Raw genomic sequence first — 18,008 nt, forward strand, 5'->3', positions numbered from 1 at the left:
TGGCACGCTTGCGGAGCGGCTATAGGTTCCATCTCCTAAAGCCGCAAATAGGTCTCCCTCGCTGCGGGATTATTCGTCTTCCTTGAAAATCGGAACCACATCGACAGCGAATTCGAATTCCCGCTCATCCAGCCGGTACTGCGGCAGCAGCTCCGGACCGCACGAGTTGGAGCCGACGCCGCTCATCTTGTAATCGATGTGAACGATCGTCTCCTTCCGCTTCCGCAGCAGGTGGGCGTGCGTCGCCTCGGTCAAGTCTTCCGGCGTATAGTGGGACGCCTGGAACGAGAACGGCTCAGCTCCCGAGAACTTGAGGCCCATGCCCAGCTCACTGGAGACGATCGCCCATTCCGTACCGAACCGGGAGCCGTTCTCCTGGGGCTTGATATAGCTTTCGTGCATCTCGTCGACTGTCAGCACATATTTGCCTTTTCTGACGCTGCGGCGCTTGTCGATATAGCTCTCGTGCGGACCGAAGCCGAAATATTCCACTTCCTCCGTCCCCGGCGGCATCGTCAGCTGCAATCCGAAGCGCGGGAGGAATGCGATGCCTTCGCGCACCTTGACCTTCACGCGCAGCGCGACCGTTCCCGAACCGTCCACCCGCCAGCAAGCGTCGCCGCGCAGGATCGGTCGCTTGATATAGCCGCCGAGCGAAAATGCGGCGTCGATCTCGACCGAGCCGTCCGGCAGCTGCCGCCAGTCTGTGCGGTAGATATGCGTCTTTGCCCGCTCGTAGCCTTCGGCCATCCACTCATGCTTGACGTTGCGGTCGTTGTCCGTCGGCGCTCTCCACACCTTAAAGCGCGTCGGCGCCGCCAGCATGTTCACCCCGTGCCTTGAGATGCGAACGAACGCCCCGCCGTAAAGATCGAACTCGTGACGGAAATCGAAGCCTTCCAGCACGAGCAGATGTCCTTGCCGCTCGGCGCGCAGCGGCGGCAGCTTCCCGGCCGCCGGAATCGCCGAAGCGGGCGCCGCCTTGGCCGCGGCAGGCAGCTCAAACTGCTCGAAGGCGATCTCGTATCCGGCGTCGGCCCAGCGCGTCTCCCGCTTCTCGCGAAACGACAAAGTCAAATAATAGCGGCCTGCCGCCGTCTCCGGCAGCGTATAAGGCAGCGTTACCTCAGCTGTCTCGTGCGGACCCGCAGGCAGCTCCGCCACATATCCTTGCTGGATCGTCTCTCCGTCCTTCTCCAGCTTCCACACCATGCCGACGTGCGACAAATCGCGAAAATCGTACAAATTCATGACGCGGATCGTTCCGCCCTTCAGATCGGCCGCCTCGGCCCGAACCGGCGCAATGACCTGCTTCAGCTCGAGCAGCCCCGTATGCGGCTTGCGGTCCGGAGCAACGAGCCCGTCGATGCAGAAGTTGCCGTCGTTCGGCTTGTCGCCGAAATCGCCGCCGTAAGCGAAGAACGGCGTCCCGTCGGCCGTTTCGGCGGCGATGCCGTGGTCGGTCCATTCCCAGACGCAGCCGCCCATCAGCTTCGGGTACTTGTAGATGACCTCCCAGTAGTCGTGCAGATCGCCCGGGCCGTTCCCCATCGCATGGCTGTACTCGCACAGGAAGAGCGGCTTGACGTTGCGCTCGTCCTTGGCGTAGTTTTCGATATATTCGACGGAAGCGTACATCCGGCTCTCCATATCGAGGCATTCCGTCTCCTCGCTGCCCTTGTAATGCGGGGCTGCGCCCTCGTAATGAACGGGGCGGGAGGCATCGCGCGATTTCGTCCACGCGGCCATGGCGATATGGTTCGCCCCGTAGCCCGATTCGTTGCCCATCGACCAGATGATGATGGAAGGGAAGTTTTTGTCCCGCTCCACCATCCGCACGGCCCGGTCGATGAAAGCGGCCTGCCAAGCCGGATCGTTCGTCAGCATATGGAAATCGCCGGCCGGTTGCACGCCGTGGCATTCCAGATCGGCCTCGTCGATGACATAGAAGCCGTATTCGTCGCACAGCTCCAAAAACCGCGGATCGTTCGGATAATGTGACGTCCGGATCGTGTTGACATTATGCCGCTTCATGAGCATAAGGTCCTTGTGCATATGGCGCAGCGGTATCGTCTGACCGAGCGACGGATGGGAATCGTGGCGGTTGACCCCCTTGAGCTTGACTGCCTGGCCGTTGATCTTGAAGACGCCGGAGACGATCTCCACCTTCCGGAACCCGACGGGAAAGCGGAGCGTCTCTTCGCCGGCCTGGACGTACAGCTGATACAGGTACGGCTGCTCCGCATTCCACAATACCGGCCGCTCAACCCGCAGCTCGATCGCGCCCTTCCCGTCGATCTCCGCCTGTCCGCTTGCAGCAGTGCGGCCGTCCGCATCCTTCAGCTCGGCCTGCACCTCAAGGCGCCCTGTCGTTTCCAGCTCGCAGCGAAGCAGCGCCTCGCCGAAGTCCGCAGCCAGCTCCTGGCGGTTGAAAACGTCGCGCACATGAACCCGGTCGCGGGCCAGCAGATAAACGTCGCGGAAAATGCCGGAAAACCGCCATACATCCTGGTCCTCCAAGTAAGAGCCGTCGCACCATTTCAGCACCATGACGGCCATCCGGTTCCGCCCCTCGCGAATGTAAGGGGTTACGTCAAACTCTGCAGGCACCCGGCTTCCCTGGCTGTACCCGACGAATTGCCCGTTCACCCAAACATAGCAGCACGAATTCACCCCTTCGAAAACGGTGTAAATCCGCTTGCCGTCCCACTGCGCAGGCACCTGAAACTCCCGGACATAGAGACCGGCCGGATTGTCGTTCGGCACGTAAGGCGGATCGCAGGGGAACGGATAATTGACGTTCGTATAATGCAGCTGATCGTAGCCGCTCGTTTGCCAGCAGGAAGGCACGATCAGCTCGTCCCAGCCGCTCACGTCGGCCTCGTCCGTGTAAAATCCGTCCTGCACTTCCTTGACGCTGCGGCAGTACCGAAATTTCCAGCTTCCGTTCAGCGTCCGGTAAAACGGCGACCGCCCCCGCTTGTTCGAGCTGGCGCCGCCGATATCCCCGTACGGGATGTAGTACGACCTCGCCGCTTCCCGATTCACCTGCAGTATGCCGGGATCCTCCCAATATTTTTGCACGAAATCAAGCATCTCCTACCGCTCCTCGCTATGTATGTAAAAGGTGCATCAACTCTATGATAAAAGATGGAAAGACTCCGCGCCATAAAACAATATTAGCCCGAATAACACGATATTCGCCTGTTGGCGATTCGCCCGGTTCCGGCGAGCAGCGATGCAGCATGGCCGCTGTCCGCAAGCTAGACACGTTTCAAACGGCGTCGGCATACAATGAAGCAGCAGCATCCTACTGAACAACCCCCCATTATCCGACAAAAGGCCTCCTTCCGATCTCATCTGGCGGAAAGGGGCCTTTTTATGCTCGCAATCAAGCGTTGGCGTTGCGGTATTCCTGCGGCGTGAGGCCGAAGTGCTTTTTGAACACCTTAATGAAATAATTCGGGTTCTGGTAGCCGATTTCGATGGCGATTTCGTAAATTTTCAGCGGGCTGAATTTCAGCAACTGCAGCGCCTTCTCCAGCTTCTGCCGGGTGATGTAGTCGCTTATATTTTCGCCGGTCTCCAGCTTGTACAGCCGGGACAAATACGCCGGATGCATTCGCAGGCTGTCCGAGATCGACTGAACAGACAGTTCGCCGGACAGGTTGGACAAAATATATTTTTGCGCCTCCTTGACGGCAACGGCACGGGCGCTGCGCGTCTCCTGAAGCGCCGTGGAGCGGAATTTCCCGAATACGCTGCGCACCCAGACGCCGAGATGGGCGGCGGATTTGGCGGGAATCAGCTCCTTGCCCCGCGCATAATCGGCGTCGATCATCTCCGACAGCTGCCGGCCGTTCTTGTGGGCGATATGAGAGAAAGCGGCGAAAATATTGAAGAACGCTTCCGTCACATGCTCCGCCGACTCCGCCCATTCGTCCTCCAGCTCCTGCATAATCGCCTCCAGCTTGTCCCTGGCTGCCTCCCAATCCCCCGCCTCCATCAGATGAATCAGCAGCGGCGGCTCGTACAGACGCTGCAGCGTGCCGATGCTCGACATCTCCGACGCTTCGGCGATGTAGACCGGCAGCTCTTTGCCGCTGCCGAAGCGCCTGCTGAAGATGAGCAGCAGGTTGTCATAGAGCCGGGTCACATCGCCCGGGAAGCGCCCCCAGGCGCCGATCAGCACGGAAACCTGCAGCTTCAGATAATGCTGAACGTTGATCTGCAACTGATTGCCCATGCGCCGCACATGGGAGCCGTATGCGCGCTCCCCGCCGCCTTCCGGCTCCTGCTTCGGAATCAGCACGAGCACCAGGTAGTCGTGATGGTCCTTGCAGCTCCACACATGGAACGTTTCCTCGAACGTCTCCTCCGCCATATTCGCGATCGCGTATTCCATCAGCGACATCTCAAACGGGTCGTAATCGGCCGAGAAGCTTTCCTTGAAGCGCACGAGCGCAACGGCAATTTCTCCGCCAAGGCGGGCCGGCACCTCGAGCGACTGAAGCTTGTCGGCCAGACGCTCCGGCGACATCCGCCTGCCCTGAATCAGCTCGTAGAGCAGTTCTCCCTTCTACTTCGGCAAATGATCGCGCATCGTCCTGATGGCCCGCAGGTAAGCCTCGTTATTTTCTTTCTCGGCGCGAATCTTCCGGACGACAGCGCTTACCCTTTCAAGCAGCTCGCCGCTTGCGACCGGCTTCAGCACATAATCGCAGATGTCGCTCTGAATCGCTGACTGGGCGTATTCAAAATCGGCATGCGCCGTAAGCAGCAGACATTGGGTCTGCTTCCAATGCAGGCGAATGTGCGCGGCCAGCTCGAGCCCGCTCATATCCGGCATGCGCACGTCGGTAATGACGATATCGATATCGTGCATGTTCAGGACGTCGAGCGCCTCCTTGGCCGAAAACGCCTTGTGCACCGTGCCGATGCCGATGCTCTCCCAGGCGATGGTGGCACACAGCGTCTCCACGACGCTCATCTCGTCGTCAACCATTAGCAGTTGCAGCATCCGCGCCCCTCCCTTCCACATCCGATTTCGCCTCCCCGCTTCGCTCGTCCTGCGCCTTTCCGCTCCAACGGATCGCCACTCGCAGACCGCCGAGCGGCGATGGCGAGAACGACAGCCCTGAGCGCTCGTCAAACTGGAAGTTTAGCCGTTGATGCACGTTCCATAAGCCGCAGCCCGTCTCCTGCCCGAGGGGCAGCGTCATCGTGCGGCGCAGCGCGGCAAGCTCCTGCTCGCTCATCCCGTTCCCGTTATCGTCCACCGTAATGCGGAAGCCGTCCGGACCAACCAATCCGGATATGCGGATGATGCCGTAACGACCGGTTTTCTCGACGGCGTGGACGATCGCATTCTCGACGATCGGCTGGATCATCAGGCGGGGAATGCGCAGCTTGAGCATGGACGGAGGAATATCGAGCTCGTAATGGAACCGTTCCATGCGCAGATTTTGGATCGTCAAATAATTTTCGATCAGCTTGAGCTCTTCCGCAAGCGTCGTCATCGTATGCTCGAGATTCGTCATGTAGCGGTAATATTCAGCCAGATTGAGAATCATCGTCGTCGCCGCCTGCGTGTCGCCTATTTCGATCATATTTTTGATAAAAAACATGCTGTTGGACAAAAAATGCGGATTGATCTGCGATTGCAGCTGCTTCAGCTTCGCCTCGCGAAAGCGGATTTTTTCCAGGTATACCTTCTCCAGCAGACGCTGAATTTCAGCGGCCATCTCGTTGAATTTCGCAAACAAATAATCGAATTCATTGTTCGGCCGGTAATGCAGCCGATGCGAGAAAGCACCGGACTGCAGTTTCCCGACGCCGCGCAGCAGCAGTCGGATGGGCAGCTGCACCTGCCGGTACAGGACGACGGCGACCGTCACTCCCATCGCCAGCAGCAGGGCAATAGAGGCGTAGAACCCGTTGCGGCTGCGGATAATCGGCGAGAGCACCTGCTTGATCGGAACGTAATCGACAGCGTACCAGCCAAGGCTTTTGGACTGCACATAGCTGACCAGATAAGGCTCCCCGCCCAGTCGAATCACCTGATGGCCGGACGGGCCGAGCTGCCGGGCACTTAGCTCCGCGACCAGCTCGCTTGTCATTTCCGGACGCTGGGGACCTGCAATCGGCTCCATACCCGGCGAATAAAAGAACGGATTGGCATTACCGTCTCCCCTGAAATCAGCTAGCATCGCGGTCAGATTGGCCGCCGGAAAGCGGGCTTCGACAATCGACTCCAGCGTGCCCGGCCGCTTCTCAACGAGCAGCGGCTCCCAGATGCGCTTGACGAAATAACCGCCGCCTGCGTCCGGCCGATAGCTCCACTGCATCGACAGCGGGCCGCTTGCCTCCGCTTCGTCGTAAATGCCGTAGCCGTCGCTTGCGAGCGCTTGCCGAACATTTGGGAAATAGACGGTCAGCCGGTTGCTCCAGCTGCTCGCTGCGCTGAGCAAAATCAACTTGCCGACAACATCCTCCTGCAGCCGCAGCTGCTCGTAGGCTTCGCGGTGCGTCTCCTTTTGCCCGAACGCCTTGACGCTCGCATCCTTGCTGACGATCAGGGACAGAATCGACAGCTGATCGACGATATTGTCCATCTGGGTTGTGACGAAAGACAGCCGTTTCAGGTTGGAATCCCTCAGTTCCTTCTCGATGACCTCGACCGACACCCCGTTCGTATAGCTGTACAATAGTACAACCGGCAGCAGCAGACAAACAATGAGCAGCACGATTTTTTTGAAAATGTTCCATTCGCCGAACAGGTCTCGCAAGCCCCTTCTCAGCTTCCACATGGCCGCTCTCCTCCCGTGCTCATAGAACTTTAGCTCCTTTGAATTACCCTTTGACCGCGCCGGCCGAAAGGCCGCTAACGATGTATTGTTGCAAGAACAGCGCGATGACGACGACCGGGATGGTAATGATGCAGGCGGCGGCCATCAGCGCGCCCCAGTTGATCGCGGTGCCGGAGATAAAATTGAATACAGCGATCGGCAGCGGCTTCGTCTTCTCGCCTGCCAAAATAAGCGAGAACATGAAGTTGTTCCACGAAAAAATGAACGCCAGCAGCGCGGAGGTGACGATGCCGGGGATGGAAACCGGCAGCACCATCTGAACAAATGCGCGCATTCGCGAGCTGCCGTCGATCCAGGACGATTCCTCGACCTCCTTCGGAAACGTCTCGAAGAACGGGATCATCACCCAGATGATGAACGGCAGGCCGATAACCATGTGGCTGGCGATCATCCCCGTATACGTATCGATCAGTCCGAGCTTGTTAAATAAAATATACCATGGCACCAGATAGGTGATGCCCGGGATGATTTTGGCAATCAGGATCGTCAGGCCGAAGTACGGCATCCGGTACCGGGCGATGGCATAGGCGGCAGGCAGGCCGAGGAGCAGCGCGCCGGCTGTAGAGGCGGCGGCAATCGCGAAGCTGTTGGCGATGAACTTGAGATAATCGTATTCCCGGAATACGGTCACGTAATTTTTGAAGGTCGGCGTAAAAAAGAACAAATGCTGCGAGGACAGCACCTGCACCTGCGTTTTGAACGAGGCGGATAGCATCCATAGAAACGGAAACAGAAAAAACAGCAGCATGGCCATATTCACCAGCGTATATCCCGCGCGCGACGCGGCCTTCGGCTTCATTCGAAACGACCTCCCAGCTTGTTGCGGATCGCCGTCAACAGCACGATGAGCAGTAGGATGACGGCAAAGAACACGAGCAGCAGCGCCGACGCAGCGCCGAGCTTAAAGTTCTGGAACGCCAGATCGAAAATCATCAGATTGAGCGTCTGCGAGGCGAAGTTCGGTCCGCCTTGAGTCGTTGCGTAAATCGTATCGAACGTTTTGAGCAGATCGATGACGCGCAGCGTGACAGCCGTCACGATCGTCGGCATCAGTAGCGGCAGCGTAATGCGCGTAAGCCGCTGAAAGGGAGTGGCGCCGTCCACGGCGGCGGACTCGTACGGCTCCGCAGGCAGGCCGGCGATACCGGCGATGACGACGAGCGCGATCATCGGCGTCCATTCCCAGACGTCGATCAAAATCAGCGACGGCATCACCTGGTGCACTGAGCCGAGCCACTCCTGCGGCGGCAAGCCGATGCGCCTGAGCAGCTGGTTGGCCAGGCCGATGGACGGCTCGTAAATCAGCAGCCAGACGAGGCCGATCGATACCGGCGTCGCTACCATCGGCAGCATCATGACCGCCTTGACGAGCTTTTTGCCGGCGAACGAACGGGAGAACAGCAGCGCGGCCGCCACGCCGAGCACCGTCTCCAGCACGATGCTGACAGAGGAATGGTAGAACGTCAGCCGCAGCGAGTTCCAGAAGCGCTCGCCCCGAAGCAGCTCGATATAGTTGCCAAGCCCCACCCATTTTGGAGGCGATATCGCCGACATGCTCCATTCGTATAGACTGATGCGTCCCGTATAGGCAATCGGAAAGGCGATCATGAGCAGCACGAACAGGACGGCAGGCAGTGTAAATACCCATTTCAGCTGGCGGTCCAGCCAGTTGACCATATCATCCACTCCTTGCGTTTCATGTTCTTCGATCCGTGCGCCTTCCGACTACTTCATCTTATCCTTGTCGATGATGTCCTGAAGCTCGGCGTTGGCCTGCTCGGCGGCCGCCTGAATGTCTTCTCCCAGCATCGCCTTGACGGCAATGCTGCCGACCGCGTCCCGCGCTTCCCCGACGCTAATGACCTGCGGCACGTTATAGCCGACTCCGATCTTCATCGTTTCCTGGATCGTCGCCGCCAGATCGGCCGGGAAGTTGGCCGTCCCTTCCTTCGACGCCCAGACGGAGCTGCGCGGGCCGGGAACGCCGCTTTGCTGAATCTTCAGCACGTTCTCTTTGCTGCTGGCCCATGCGACGAAGGCCCAGGCCGCATCTTTATTTTTGGCTTTCGGATTCATCGCGAGCGACCAAGCGGTAATGCTTGCCGGCTTCGGTCCCGCGGAGCCGGCCGGGAACGTGGCAAAGCCGACATGGTCCTTGACGAGCGATTTCTCCGGATCGGTCGTGTTTTTATAGATGGACGCCGTCTCCACATAGAACGCCGCCTTGCCCTGCGCGAACAGGCCGGCCGCCTGCGGCCAGCTCATATTGAGCGTGCCCGGCGGTCCGTAATTTTTCAGCAAATCCGCGTAGATGCGAATGCCGCTGATCGTCTCCGGCGTATTGAGCGTCGCCCGGTCGCCCTTCATGAAATCGCCGCCCTCCGAGAAAATGAAAGAGGACAGCGCCGTGACGAGCGCGTTGCGCTGGCCTCTGGCTACGAAGCCGTACAGCTCGTTCGCCGGATCGTGCACGGTTTTGACCGCCGCCTGCATCTCCTCCAGCGTCTTCGGGACGGCGAGCTGATGCTTCTGAAGCACATCCTTCCGGTAATAAAGCACGAACTGGTCGGTGAACAGCGGGATGGACATCAGCTTGCCGTCGATGCTGCTGGCCTCAATGGAGGATGCCGCGAAATCGGCAAAGTCGTAGTCGGCGTTCTGCTTCGCATACTCGTCCAGCGGTTCGGTCCAGCCGTTTTTGGCGTATAAAATTTTGTCCATGTAAGGACGGTACATGAACAAATCCGGCGTCTCCGAGTTCGACGTCAGCTGCACGGCCAGCTTCTGCTGCAGCTGCTCCTCGGCAAACGTCTGCAGGTCCACCTTGATGCCTGACTTCTGCTCGAACTCAGGCAGCCGCCCCTTGATCGTATCCGCCCATTGGTGGTTGAGAGCGAATACCATCAGCTTCTCGCCAGCGTATGGCTTGGACGGATCGGCTTCTGCCGCCTGCTCCCCTCCCCCGCAGCCTGCGGCCGTCAGCGCGGCCGCGAACGCGGCGGCGAGGCCGATGATTTTTCCTAATCGTGTCATTGTTCCGCTACCCCTTCCTTTACCGATTCTGCTTCCGGACATTGTCCGGCAGATTCTGCTTTCGGGAGCTGTTCCGGCAGTTTCTGCTCCTGCGCACTGTTCCGACAGTTTCTGCTTTCGGGCAATATCCGGCAGTGATCGAGCCTTCTTACTTTTTGGTTACGCTTTCATTGTAAGCGGATAAAGGGGCGATGAATATGGTAAATATTCAACCATTATGTATCAATTTTTGTACATCGTACCGGAGTTTTACGGTAGTGCAGCAGAGGGGAAGGAGGCGCGGGAAGTCAGTTGCTGCGGGATCGTGACGGTTGCGGTGCGGATGCGGCGAGGCGTTTCTGCTGCGGTGCAGGCAGGCCCGGAGGTGGCGCAGGGTGAACCATGATGGCCATGATGGCGGCAAACTGCCGCCGCATTAACCAAGCAAGCCCGGCCCGACCGGGTCGGGCGCCCTTGTTCACGGCGGCGTGATGCCGAGCGCGCCGGTAATCTCCGCCGCGCACGCCTTCAGGCGGGCGAGCAGCGCTTCGTCGGAGCCCTTGTGCCCGGCGGTCCGCAGGCACGGCACGGCCAGCGCAGCGGTCAGGCCGATCCGCGGATTGCCGACGAGGACGGCGTAATCGGTGACGCCGATATGATATTCGCTCTCCGCGTGGCTGTAGCCCTGTTTGCGAATCTCTTCCAGCTTGTCCAGCAGCGCTTTCCGCCCTGCTTCGTCAGCTTCTTGGTACCCGGGATGCTTCCGCAGAAACCATTCCCGCTCCGCCTCCGGCAAATAAGCGAGCAGCAAGCGTCCGGACGCTGTGCGCACAGCGTCGAACCGTCCGCCCACCTCGACGGAGAGGCGGTACTGCAGCGGGCTCTCCTCCTGCCGCAGCACAAGCAGGTCGGTGCTGCGCAGCACGCTCAGATGGCACGACTCCTTCACCTCCGCCGACAGCTCGCGCATCGGAATGGTGGCGGCACGAATCAGTTGATCGACGGGCGAGTGCGTGTGCGCCAGCTCGTACAATTTCAGGGAAAGACGATAGTTGCCCGAATGCGGCTCCTTGACAATATAGCCCCGCGTCTCCAAAAAACCGATCATCCGGTACAGCTCGCTTGTGCTGCGGTCCAAGGCGCGGCTCAGCTCCGTCAGCGACATCGGCTTACTGCTGGCGGACAGCGCCTCCAAGATATCCAGTCCTTTGGCCAAAGCCGGCACTTTGAAGTCCTTCATGCTGAGGCGGCTCCCTTCTATCCGTGATGCATTTAGAGCAAAAGCGTCATGATTCGCCTTCGATTGGCTTTTTACTTAGCTAACGCCTGCTACAATGCTGATTTAACTTGAAATTTCAACACCGCAGGTGACGACCGATGGCGAAAGAAATCGCCCGCCATCGGTATCGATCTTTGCGATGAACAAGCCACGCTTGCGTATGACATACGACGGGGCGGCCCGGCAGCAGCCGCCGCCAATCTCAGCCGCGAGCCCTGTAGCTGGCCAGGGCCATGGCGTTCAGGCGCTCGACAAGCTCCTTGCGGCTCCCGCTACCGCGAAGCAGAAATTCGCGGATCAGCACCCCGGCCCGCTCCTGAAACGCCACAAAGCCGTTGAACCGCGGTCGCATCGCGCCGTGGTCCAGCGTGCGCAGCGTATTTACGAAAAAGCCGCGCGACTGCCGGTTGACCTCCGCATCGAGCCAGGCGGAGCGGTGTCCCGGCTGCCCGCCGCTGCGAAAATAGGTCGTGCGCTGAAACTCGGGGGAGACGGTCATCTCCGCGAATGCCGCCGCGAGCTCCGGGTAACGGCAGCGCGAAGAGATCGCCAGGCCGACGCCGCCGATCATGCTGCCGCTCGGCGCGTCCCCGCTCGCCGGAATGTCGGCGAAGCGGATCGGATGCGGGGCGAAGCCGTCGCGCGCATAGTTGACGTAGCCGTAAATCAGCGGCACATAAGCGATGTCGTCCGTGCGCGCCATCCGCTCCGACATCGCGATCGGGTCGCTGTCGGCAGAGTCGGGATGCAATAGCGGCATCAGCTCCTGCAGCAGCGCCAGCGCGCCTTCCCCCGTCTCTAACGGAAGCGCGGCGCCGTCCTGCCAGAACGCCCCGCCGCCGAGCTGCGAGCACAGCGTATAAAAGCTCGCGAAAGCATGCACCGGCACGAGCGGCATGGCGATCCGCCGCCCTTCGGGAAGCTCCGCGGCCAACCGCGTCACGTCGGCCCACGTCTTCGGCGGCTGCAGCCCCGCTTCGCTCAGCAGGTCTTCGCGGTATGCGCCGACCTGCGCGGCGGCGTCGGCCGCCAGCGCCCATTGCCGCCCCGCCCACGCATAGCTGGCATAGCTTAAGCCGACGCTGCCGCGCTCCTGCTCCCGCAAATACGCTTCCGGCAGCAGGCCGTCCAGCGGCACGAGCAGCCCGCGGTCCGCCGCTTCGCCGAGATGCGGGTGGTCGATCATGATCAGATCGTAAGCGCCGGCCAGCAGCTCCAGCGGATATTGCTCGAAATCGTGCAGCGAGCGCGCTTCCCACTCGATCGTTACGTCCGGCCGCCGCTCGCCGAATGCCGCGGTGGCGGCCAAGAGCGGCGCGATGCCGCGCTCATGCTTCCAGGTCATGCCTTTCAAGCGGATCATCGTCATCCTCCTTTGTCTTCGTCAGCCCTTGATCCGGGAACGGGAAACAGACCGCCGGCTGCGAGCTCCTCTCGTATCGCTTCGCTGTGCTCCCCGATCCGCGGCGAGCCGACGGGCGAGGCGAAGCGCTGCCCGTCGATCCGCATCGGACAGCATAGCGCCTGCAGCCCGGCTCCGGACGGGCGGCGCACCTGCTGCGTCATCCGCAGCGCGCGAAATGCGTCGTGCTGCAGCAGCCTGCGCCAATCGAGCGTTTCCGCGCAGGGGATGCCCTCCGGCTCGAGCCGCGCGAGCCATGCGGCGGTCGGCCGCCGCGCCAAATGCGCTTGCAGCTGCCGCCGGATCTCATCCCGGCACGAAGTCCACGCGCCGGGGTCGTCGTAACGCTCAAGCGCGGGCAGGCCCACGGCGCGGCCAACGGCAGGCACGGAGCAGGCCCCCAGCGCCATGTACCCGTCGGCCGTCGCATAGATGCCATACGGAGCCGGACGCTGCAGGCGGAGATAGGCCGCGCCGTTGCGACGCTGCCCGGCGTCCGGCCGCTGCAGCAGGTCAGCCCACACCTCCTGCATCGTATCGAGCGTCGATTCGAGCAGGTTGACCTCCACTTTGGCCCCGAGGCCGGTGACGGAGCGGCGCACGGCCGCCGCCAGCAGCCCCTGCACGAGATGGGCGCCGGCCATCATGTCGGCGATCGCCAGCCCGAACGGGACCGGCCCGGCCGCGTCGCCGCCGCTCATCCAGGCGATCCCGGACAGCGACTGCACGAGCAAATCCTGGCCCGGCTTGCCGGCGAACGGCCCCGTCTCACCGTACCCGCTGATCGAGCCGTACAGGATGCGGGGATTGATCGCCTTCACCTCGTCGTAGCCGAAGCCGAGCCGCTCGATAATGCCGGGACGGAAATTTTGAATCATCATGTCGGCCTTCTCCAGCAGCCTCAGCACATCGCGCCGGTCCTGCGCGTTTTTCAGGTCGGCTGCGAAGCTCTCCTTGTTGCGGTTGATCGCATGAAACAGCGTGCTGTCCCCGTCCAGCTGCAGATTGGAAATATACAGTCGCCGGCACAGGTCTCCGCCGTCCGGACGCTCGATCTTGATGACCCGCGCGCCCAGGTCAGCGAGCCGCAGCCCCGCATACGGGCCGGACAAAAACTGGCTGAAATCGATCACGATCATGCCTTGCAGCGGTTTGCTAACCATCCCGAAATCACCTGCCGTTTGCCATATGCGCTAAGCCCGCTTGCTCCGGTTAACGAGCAGCAGATGCTCGCAGGCCAGCACCGTCTCGCCGCGCTGATTGAACACCTCGACCAGCTCCACGACGATGCCGCAGTCCGTTTTTTTCGGATGGTCGCGCTTCTCCTTCAGCGTCACCTTGGCCCGGATCGTATCCCCGATGAACACCGGCTTAATAAAACGCAACCGGTCATAGCCATACGAGACGGCCTCCGGATTGATCTCTCCAGCCGTCATGCCGATGCCGACGCTGAAGATGAGCGTGCCGTGCGCGATCCGCTGCCCGAACGGCTGCGTCCGGCACCATTCCGCGTCCATATGGTGCGGGTAAAAGTCGCCGGTATGCCCGGCATGCATCACGATATCCGTCTCTGTAATCGTGCGCCCGGTTGATGTGCGTTCCGCCCCAATCTCGTAGTCTTCAAAATAAATCGCTTTCATTTTCGCCCCGCGTCCTTTCTTCTCTCCTTCGTTTTTCGATAAAACAGCCCCGCTCCAGCTTTTCGACGAATCCTTCCTGCATAAGCGGCATGCCTATGCCTTTTGCTTCCGCTATATCGGACCTATCACCTGCCAAGCCTTACGCCTTTCGCAAGTTCCGCATCGAGCGCCGCATTGTGCTCGCCGAGCACCGGCGCAGCCCGTTCCGCGTACAGCTTCTCCCCGTCGATCCGGATCGGACAGCGCGTCGTCCGCAGCGCGGCGCCGTTAGAGCGACGCACCTCCTGAACGAAGTCGAGCGCCTTGAAGCCGTCGTGCTCCATAAGCTGCTGCATGTCGAGCACCTCGGCGCACCAGTAATCGGCCGGCTCCAGCTTTGCCAGCCACTCTGCGGTTGTCTTCCGCTTCAAATGATCGGCAAGGATGCGCTTGATTTCGTCCCGGCGGTCGAACCAGCTCGCCGGGTCCTGGTATGCCGCAAGCTCCGGGCATTCCAGCAGCTCCCCGAGCCGCACGACCGAGCCCATCGCCAGCGCGATATGCCCGTCCGCCGTCTCGTACAAGCCATACGGCGCGCCCAGATAGGCATGCGCGCTGTTCACCCGGCTGCGCTGCGGCAGCTTGCCCCCGTCGTTCAGGTGCGTCGTCAGCACCTCGAACTGAAAATCGAGCGCCGATTCCATCAGGCTGACCTCGACCAGCGCGCCCTGGCCCGTCGCCCCGCGGCGCACGAGAGCGGCCAGCAGCCCTTGCACGAGATTGGCGCTCGTAAACATATCGGCCACCGACAGGCCGAACGGTACGGGCGGCTGGTCCGCATTGCCGCACAGCCAGGGCAGACCGGACAGCGACTGGACGAGCAAATCCTGGCCCGGCTTATCCTTCCACGGCCCCTCGGCTCCGTAGCCCGTCACGCTGCCGTAGACGAGGCGCGGGTTGATAGCCTTCGCCGAATCGTAGTCCAGCCCGAGCCGGGCCATCGTCCCCGGGCGGAAGCTTTCGATCAGCACGTCCGCCTGCTTCACCAGCCGCTTCACCTTTTCCAGATCGGCCGGGTCCTTCAGGTTGGCGGCATAGCTCTCCTTGTTGCGGTTCATGGCATGGAACACGGTGCTGTCGCCGTCCACGACCAGATTGGCCAGCGTCAGCTTGCGGCTCAAATCGCCGCCTTCCGCCCGTTCGATTTTGATCACGCGCGCCCCCAGGTCGGCCAGCCGCATCGCAGCGAAAGGTCCGGCCAAAAACTGGCTGAAATCGAGAACGAGCAGCCCGTCAAGCGGCTTCATCGCCTTCACTCCTTTTATAAGTGAAATTATTTTTCACATATAAATTATAGTGACCGTTTTCATTTTTCGTCAATAGAAAAAATGCTTCTGCTCCTTAGCCTGGGCATGACTTGGAATTCTCCAAAAAACGGAAGCCGCCCCGCCGGTTTCACGACCGAGCAGGACGGCTTCCTATTCAGACGGCTCGCGCTATTATGAGCGGATCAGCGCATCGTTCAGCTGCCGGATCATCGCCTGCAGCGCGTCTTCGGTGAATGCGCCGCCGCTGAAGTTGGACAGCGCCCGCAGCGGCATGTACCGCATCATCGCCGCCATCATCTCGGCGGCTTCGCCGTCCGTGTCGGCAGCGGCGAACGGGCTGCCCTCGCTGGCCTTGGCCAGCAGCTCCTTGGCGAGCGGGGCGATAGCGGGATTGCCCAGCAGATCGCCGACCGTCGTGTTGCGGTGGACGCGGAACGGCAGCTCCACGGTCGAGTCCACCCATACTTTCGCGGACAGCACTATGTCCCTGGAGCTTTTTCCGATTAAAATGTCAAACGCTCCCGTCTCCACAAGCCAGTCGGCAAGCTCCACATTATAGTAGGCAAATGCCCGCTTATCCAGCGTAAAGACGACCGTCTTTTGCTGGCCGGGCTGCAGCTCCACCTTGTGGAACCCTTTCAGCTCCTTGTCCGGACGCTGCACGCTGCTCTCGACATCCCTGACATAAAGCTGGACGACCTCCTTGCCGGCGACCGCTCCCGTATTCCGGACATCGACGGACACCGTCAGCGAATCCGTATCCTTGATGCGCTCAGCGCTCACTGTCAGATTGCTGTATTCGAACGTCGTATAGCTGAGTCCGAATCCGAACGGGAACAGCGGCTCCACCTGTTTCGTATCGTAGTACCGGTACCCGACAAAGATGCCTTCCCGGTACTCCACCCGATCGCCTTCGCCGGGGAAGAACAAATACGACGGGTTGTCGCTTAATTTCTTCGGGAATGTCTCGGCCAGCTTGCCGCTCGGATTCGCATCGCCGAACAGCAGGTCGGCAATGGCGCCGCCCAGCGCCTGACCGCCCAAATAAGCCTCCAGCAGGCCTTTCGCCTTGTCCAGCCAAGGCATCTCCACAGGCGCCCCGTTGCTCAGGCAGACGACCAGATTCGGATTCGCCGCGGCAACCGCCTCAATCAGACGCTGCTGATTAAGCGGAATTTGCAGATGGATGCGGTCATAGCCCTCCGATTCGTAGCGATCCGGCAGGCCTGCGAACAGGACAATCACATCGGCCTCTGCGGCCGCTTGCTTCGCTTCCTCCACAAGCGCCTCGTCCAGATCGTCATTGTCGCGGTAATAGCCTTGCGCATAGGTAACCGTTGCCTCCGGCCCCGCCGAAGCTCGAATCTCATCCACAATATTTTCCAGCCTGGTCGGATTGATATGCGAGCTGCCGCCTCCCTGGTAGCGCGGGCGCGTCGCCAGCTCGCCGATCACGGCAATCGTTCCCTGCTTTTTCAGAGGCAGGATGCCGTCTTCGTTTTTCAGCAGCACCATGCTCTCTCTGGCCGTCTCCCGCGCCAGCTGGTGGTGCGCCTCCCGGTCGTAGGCGGCGTTCTCCTTTTTCCCGTCCACCGCTTTGAAAATAATGCGCAAAATGCGTTCGACGGCGGCATCGAGCTTCTCCATAGACAGCGAGCCGCTTTGCACCGCTTCGATGACCTTCTTCTCGCCGATTCCGCAGCTTGCCGGCATCTCCAGCTCCAGTCCGCCGGCGAGAGCGGCATCCCGCTCGTTGACAGCGCCCCAGTCGGACACGACGAAGCCTTCGAAGCCCCACTCTTCTTTGAGAATGTCGCTCAGCAAATAGCGGTTTTCGGAGGCGAACTCGCCGTTCACTTTATTGTACGAGCACATCACCGTCCACGGCTGCGCCTGCTTCACCGCTCCTTCGAAGCTGGCCAAATAGATTTCGCGCAGCGTCCGTTCGTCGATGATCGCATCGGTCGACATGCGGCGATGCTCCTGGTTATTGGCAGCAAAATGCTTCAGCGATGTGCCGACGCCCTGGCTCTGCACGCCTTGAATGTGGCTCGCCGCCATTTCCGAAGACAAGTACGGGTCCTCCGAGAAATATTCGAAATTGCGCCCGCATAGCGGCGATCGCTTAATATTCGCGCCCGGTCCGAGCAATACGGCGACGTCTTCCGCCTGACACTCTTCCCCAAGCGCCTGTCCGACCTTGCGGAGCAGCTCCCGGTTCCACGAGCTGGCCATGCCCGCGGCCGACGGGAAGCAGGTTGCCGGCACGCTGTCGAACAGCCCCAAGTGATCGGCGCCCTGCTTTTGCTTGCGCAGTCCGTGCGGACCGTCCGTCACCATAATGGAAGGAATACCGAGCCGCTCGACGCCCTTGAGATGCCAAAAGTCCAATCCCGAACAAAGCCCGGCTTTTTCCTCCAACGTCAGTTCCTTCACCAATTGTTTGATATCCCGGTTCATTTCAGATCCTCCCATTTTTGAAAAAGTAGATGTCGAATT

At 60.5% G+C, this 18,008-nt stretch carries 13 protein-coding genes; all 13 read right to left on the bottom strand.

The window, feature by feature from the left end:
- Positions 1–69: 69 nt before the first annotated feature.
- The 13 genes from F591_RS0103620 to F591_RS0103680 all read right to left on the bottom strand — a co-directional run bounded on the left by F591_RS0103620 (position 70) and on the right by F591_RS0103680 (position 17,969).
- Positions 70–3,096: a glycoside hydrolase family 2 TIM barrel-domain containing protein gene (locus tag F591_RS0103620; protein WP_019533221.1), complete on the bottom strand. Its 3,027-nt coding sequence runs from the start codon at positions 3,094–3,096 to the stop codon at positions 70–72.
- Positions 3,097–3,391: 295 nt separating this feature from the next.
- A complete protein-coding gene (locus tag F591_RS27315; RefSeq protein ID WP_019533222.1) occupies positions 3,392–4,540 on the bottom strand; it encodes an AraC family transcriptional regulator in 1,149 nt (382 codons plus the stop codon).
- 39 nt (positions 4,541–4,579) lie between these two features.
- On the bottom strand, positions 4,580–5,020 hold the full coding sequence (locus tag F591_RS29425; RefSeq protein ID WP_019533223.1) for a response regulator: 441 nt from the start codon (positions 5,018–5,020) through the stop codon (positions 4,580–4,582).
- Positions 4,998–6,809 (bottom strand): sensor histidine kinase, encoded by a 1,812-nt coding sequence (locus F591_RS0103630; protein ID WP_019533224.1) that lies wholly within the window; start codon positions 6,807–6,809, stop codon positions 4,998–5,000. The genes F591_RS29425 and F591_RS0103630 overlap by 23 nt, the downstream gene beginning before the upstream one ends.
- Before the next feature lie 43 nt (positions 6,810–6,852).
- Positions 6,853–7,668 (bottom strand): carbohydrate ABC transporter permease, encoded by an 816-nt coding sequence (locus tag F591_RS0103635; RefSeq protein ID WP_019533225.1) that lies wholly within the window; start codon positions 7,666–7,668, stop codon positions 6,853–6,855.
- A complete protein-coding gene (locus F591_RS0103640) occupies positions 7,665–8,546 on the bottom strand; it encodes a carbohydrate ABC transporter permease (RefSeq protein WP_019533226.1) in 882 nt (293 codons plus the stop codon). Before F591_RS0103640 ends, F591_RS0103635 begins: the two co-directional genes overlap by 4 nt.
- A gap of 48 nt (positions 8,547–8,594) precedes the next feature.
- Positions 8,595–9,902: an ABC transporter substrate-binding protein gene (locus F591_RS0103645; RefSeq protein WP_019533227.1), complete on the bottom strand. Its 1,308-nt coding sequence runs from the start codon at positions 9,900–9,902 to the stop codon at positions 8,595–8,597.
- Between the two features lie 457 nt (positions 9,903–10,359).
- Positions 10,360–11,121, bottom strand: a complete 762-nt coding sequence (locus F591_RS0103650) for an IclR family transcriptional regulator (RefSeq protein WP_019533229.1) — start codon at positions 11,119–11,121, stop codon at positions 10,360–10,362.
- Between the two features lie 241 nt (positions 11,122–11,362).
- Entirely contained in the window at positions 11,363–12,523 is a 1,161-nt protein-coding gene (locus F591_RS0103655; RefSeq protein WP_026326355.1) for an ABC transporter substrate-binding protein, read from the bottom strand.
- A 2-nt stretch (positions 12,524–12,525) separates the two neighbouring features.
- Positions 12,526–13,725: a CaiB/BaiF CoA transferase family protein gene (locus tag F591_RS0103660; protein ID WP_019533231.1), complete on the bottom strand. Its 1,200-nt coding sequence runs from the start codon at positions 13,723–13,725 to the stop codon at positions 12,526–12,528.
- 30 nt (positions 13,726–13,755) lie between these two features.
- The gene (locus F591_RS0103665) at positions 13,756–14,202 is read right to left on the bottom strand and encodes a MaoC/PaaZ C-terminal domain-containing protein (RefSeq protein WP_019533232.1); all 447 of its coding nucleotides are present in this window, start codon (positions 14,200–14,202) and stop codon (positions 13,756–13,758) included.
- 125 nt (positions 14,203–14,327) lie between these two features.
- The gene (locus F591_RS0103675) at positions 14,328–15,488 is read right to left on the bottom strand and encodes a CaiB/BaiF CoA transferase family protein (protein WP_019533233.1); all 1,161 of its coding nucleotides are present in this window, start codon (positions 15,486–15,488) and stop codon (positions 14,328–14,330) included.
- Between the two features lie 192 nt (positions 15,489–15,680).
- Entirely contained in the window at positions 15,681–17,969 is a 2,289-nt protein-coding gene (locus F591_RS0103680; RefSeq protein WP_019533234.1) for a glycoside hydrolase family 3 C-terminal domain-containing protein, read from the bottom strand.
- Positions 17,970–18,008 lie beyond the last annotated feature (39 nt).

It is taken from the genome of Paenibacillus ginsengihumi DSM 21568 (genome assembly GCF_000380965.1).
Lineage (GTDB): Bacteria > Bacillota > Bacilli > Paenibacillales > NBRC-103111 > Paenibacillus_G > Paenibacillus_G ginsengihumi.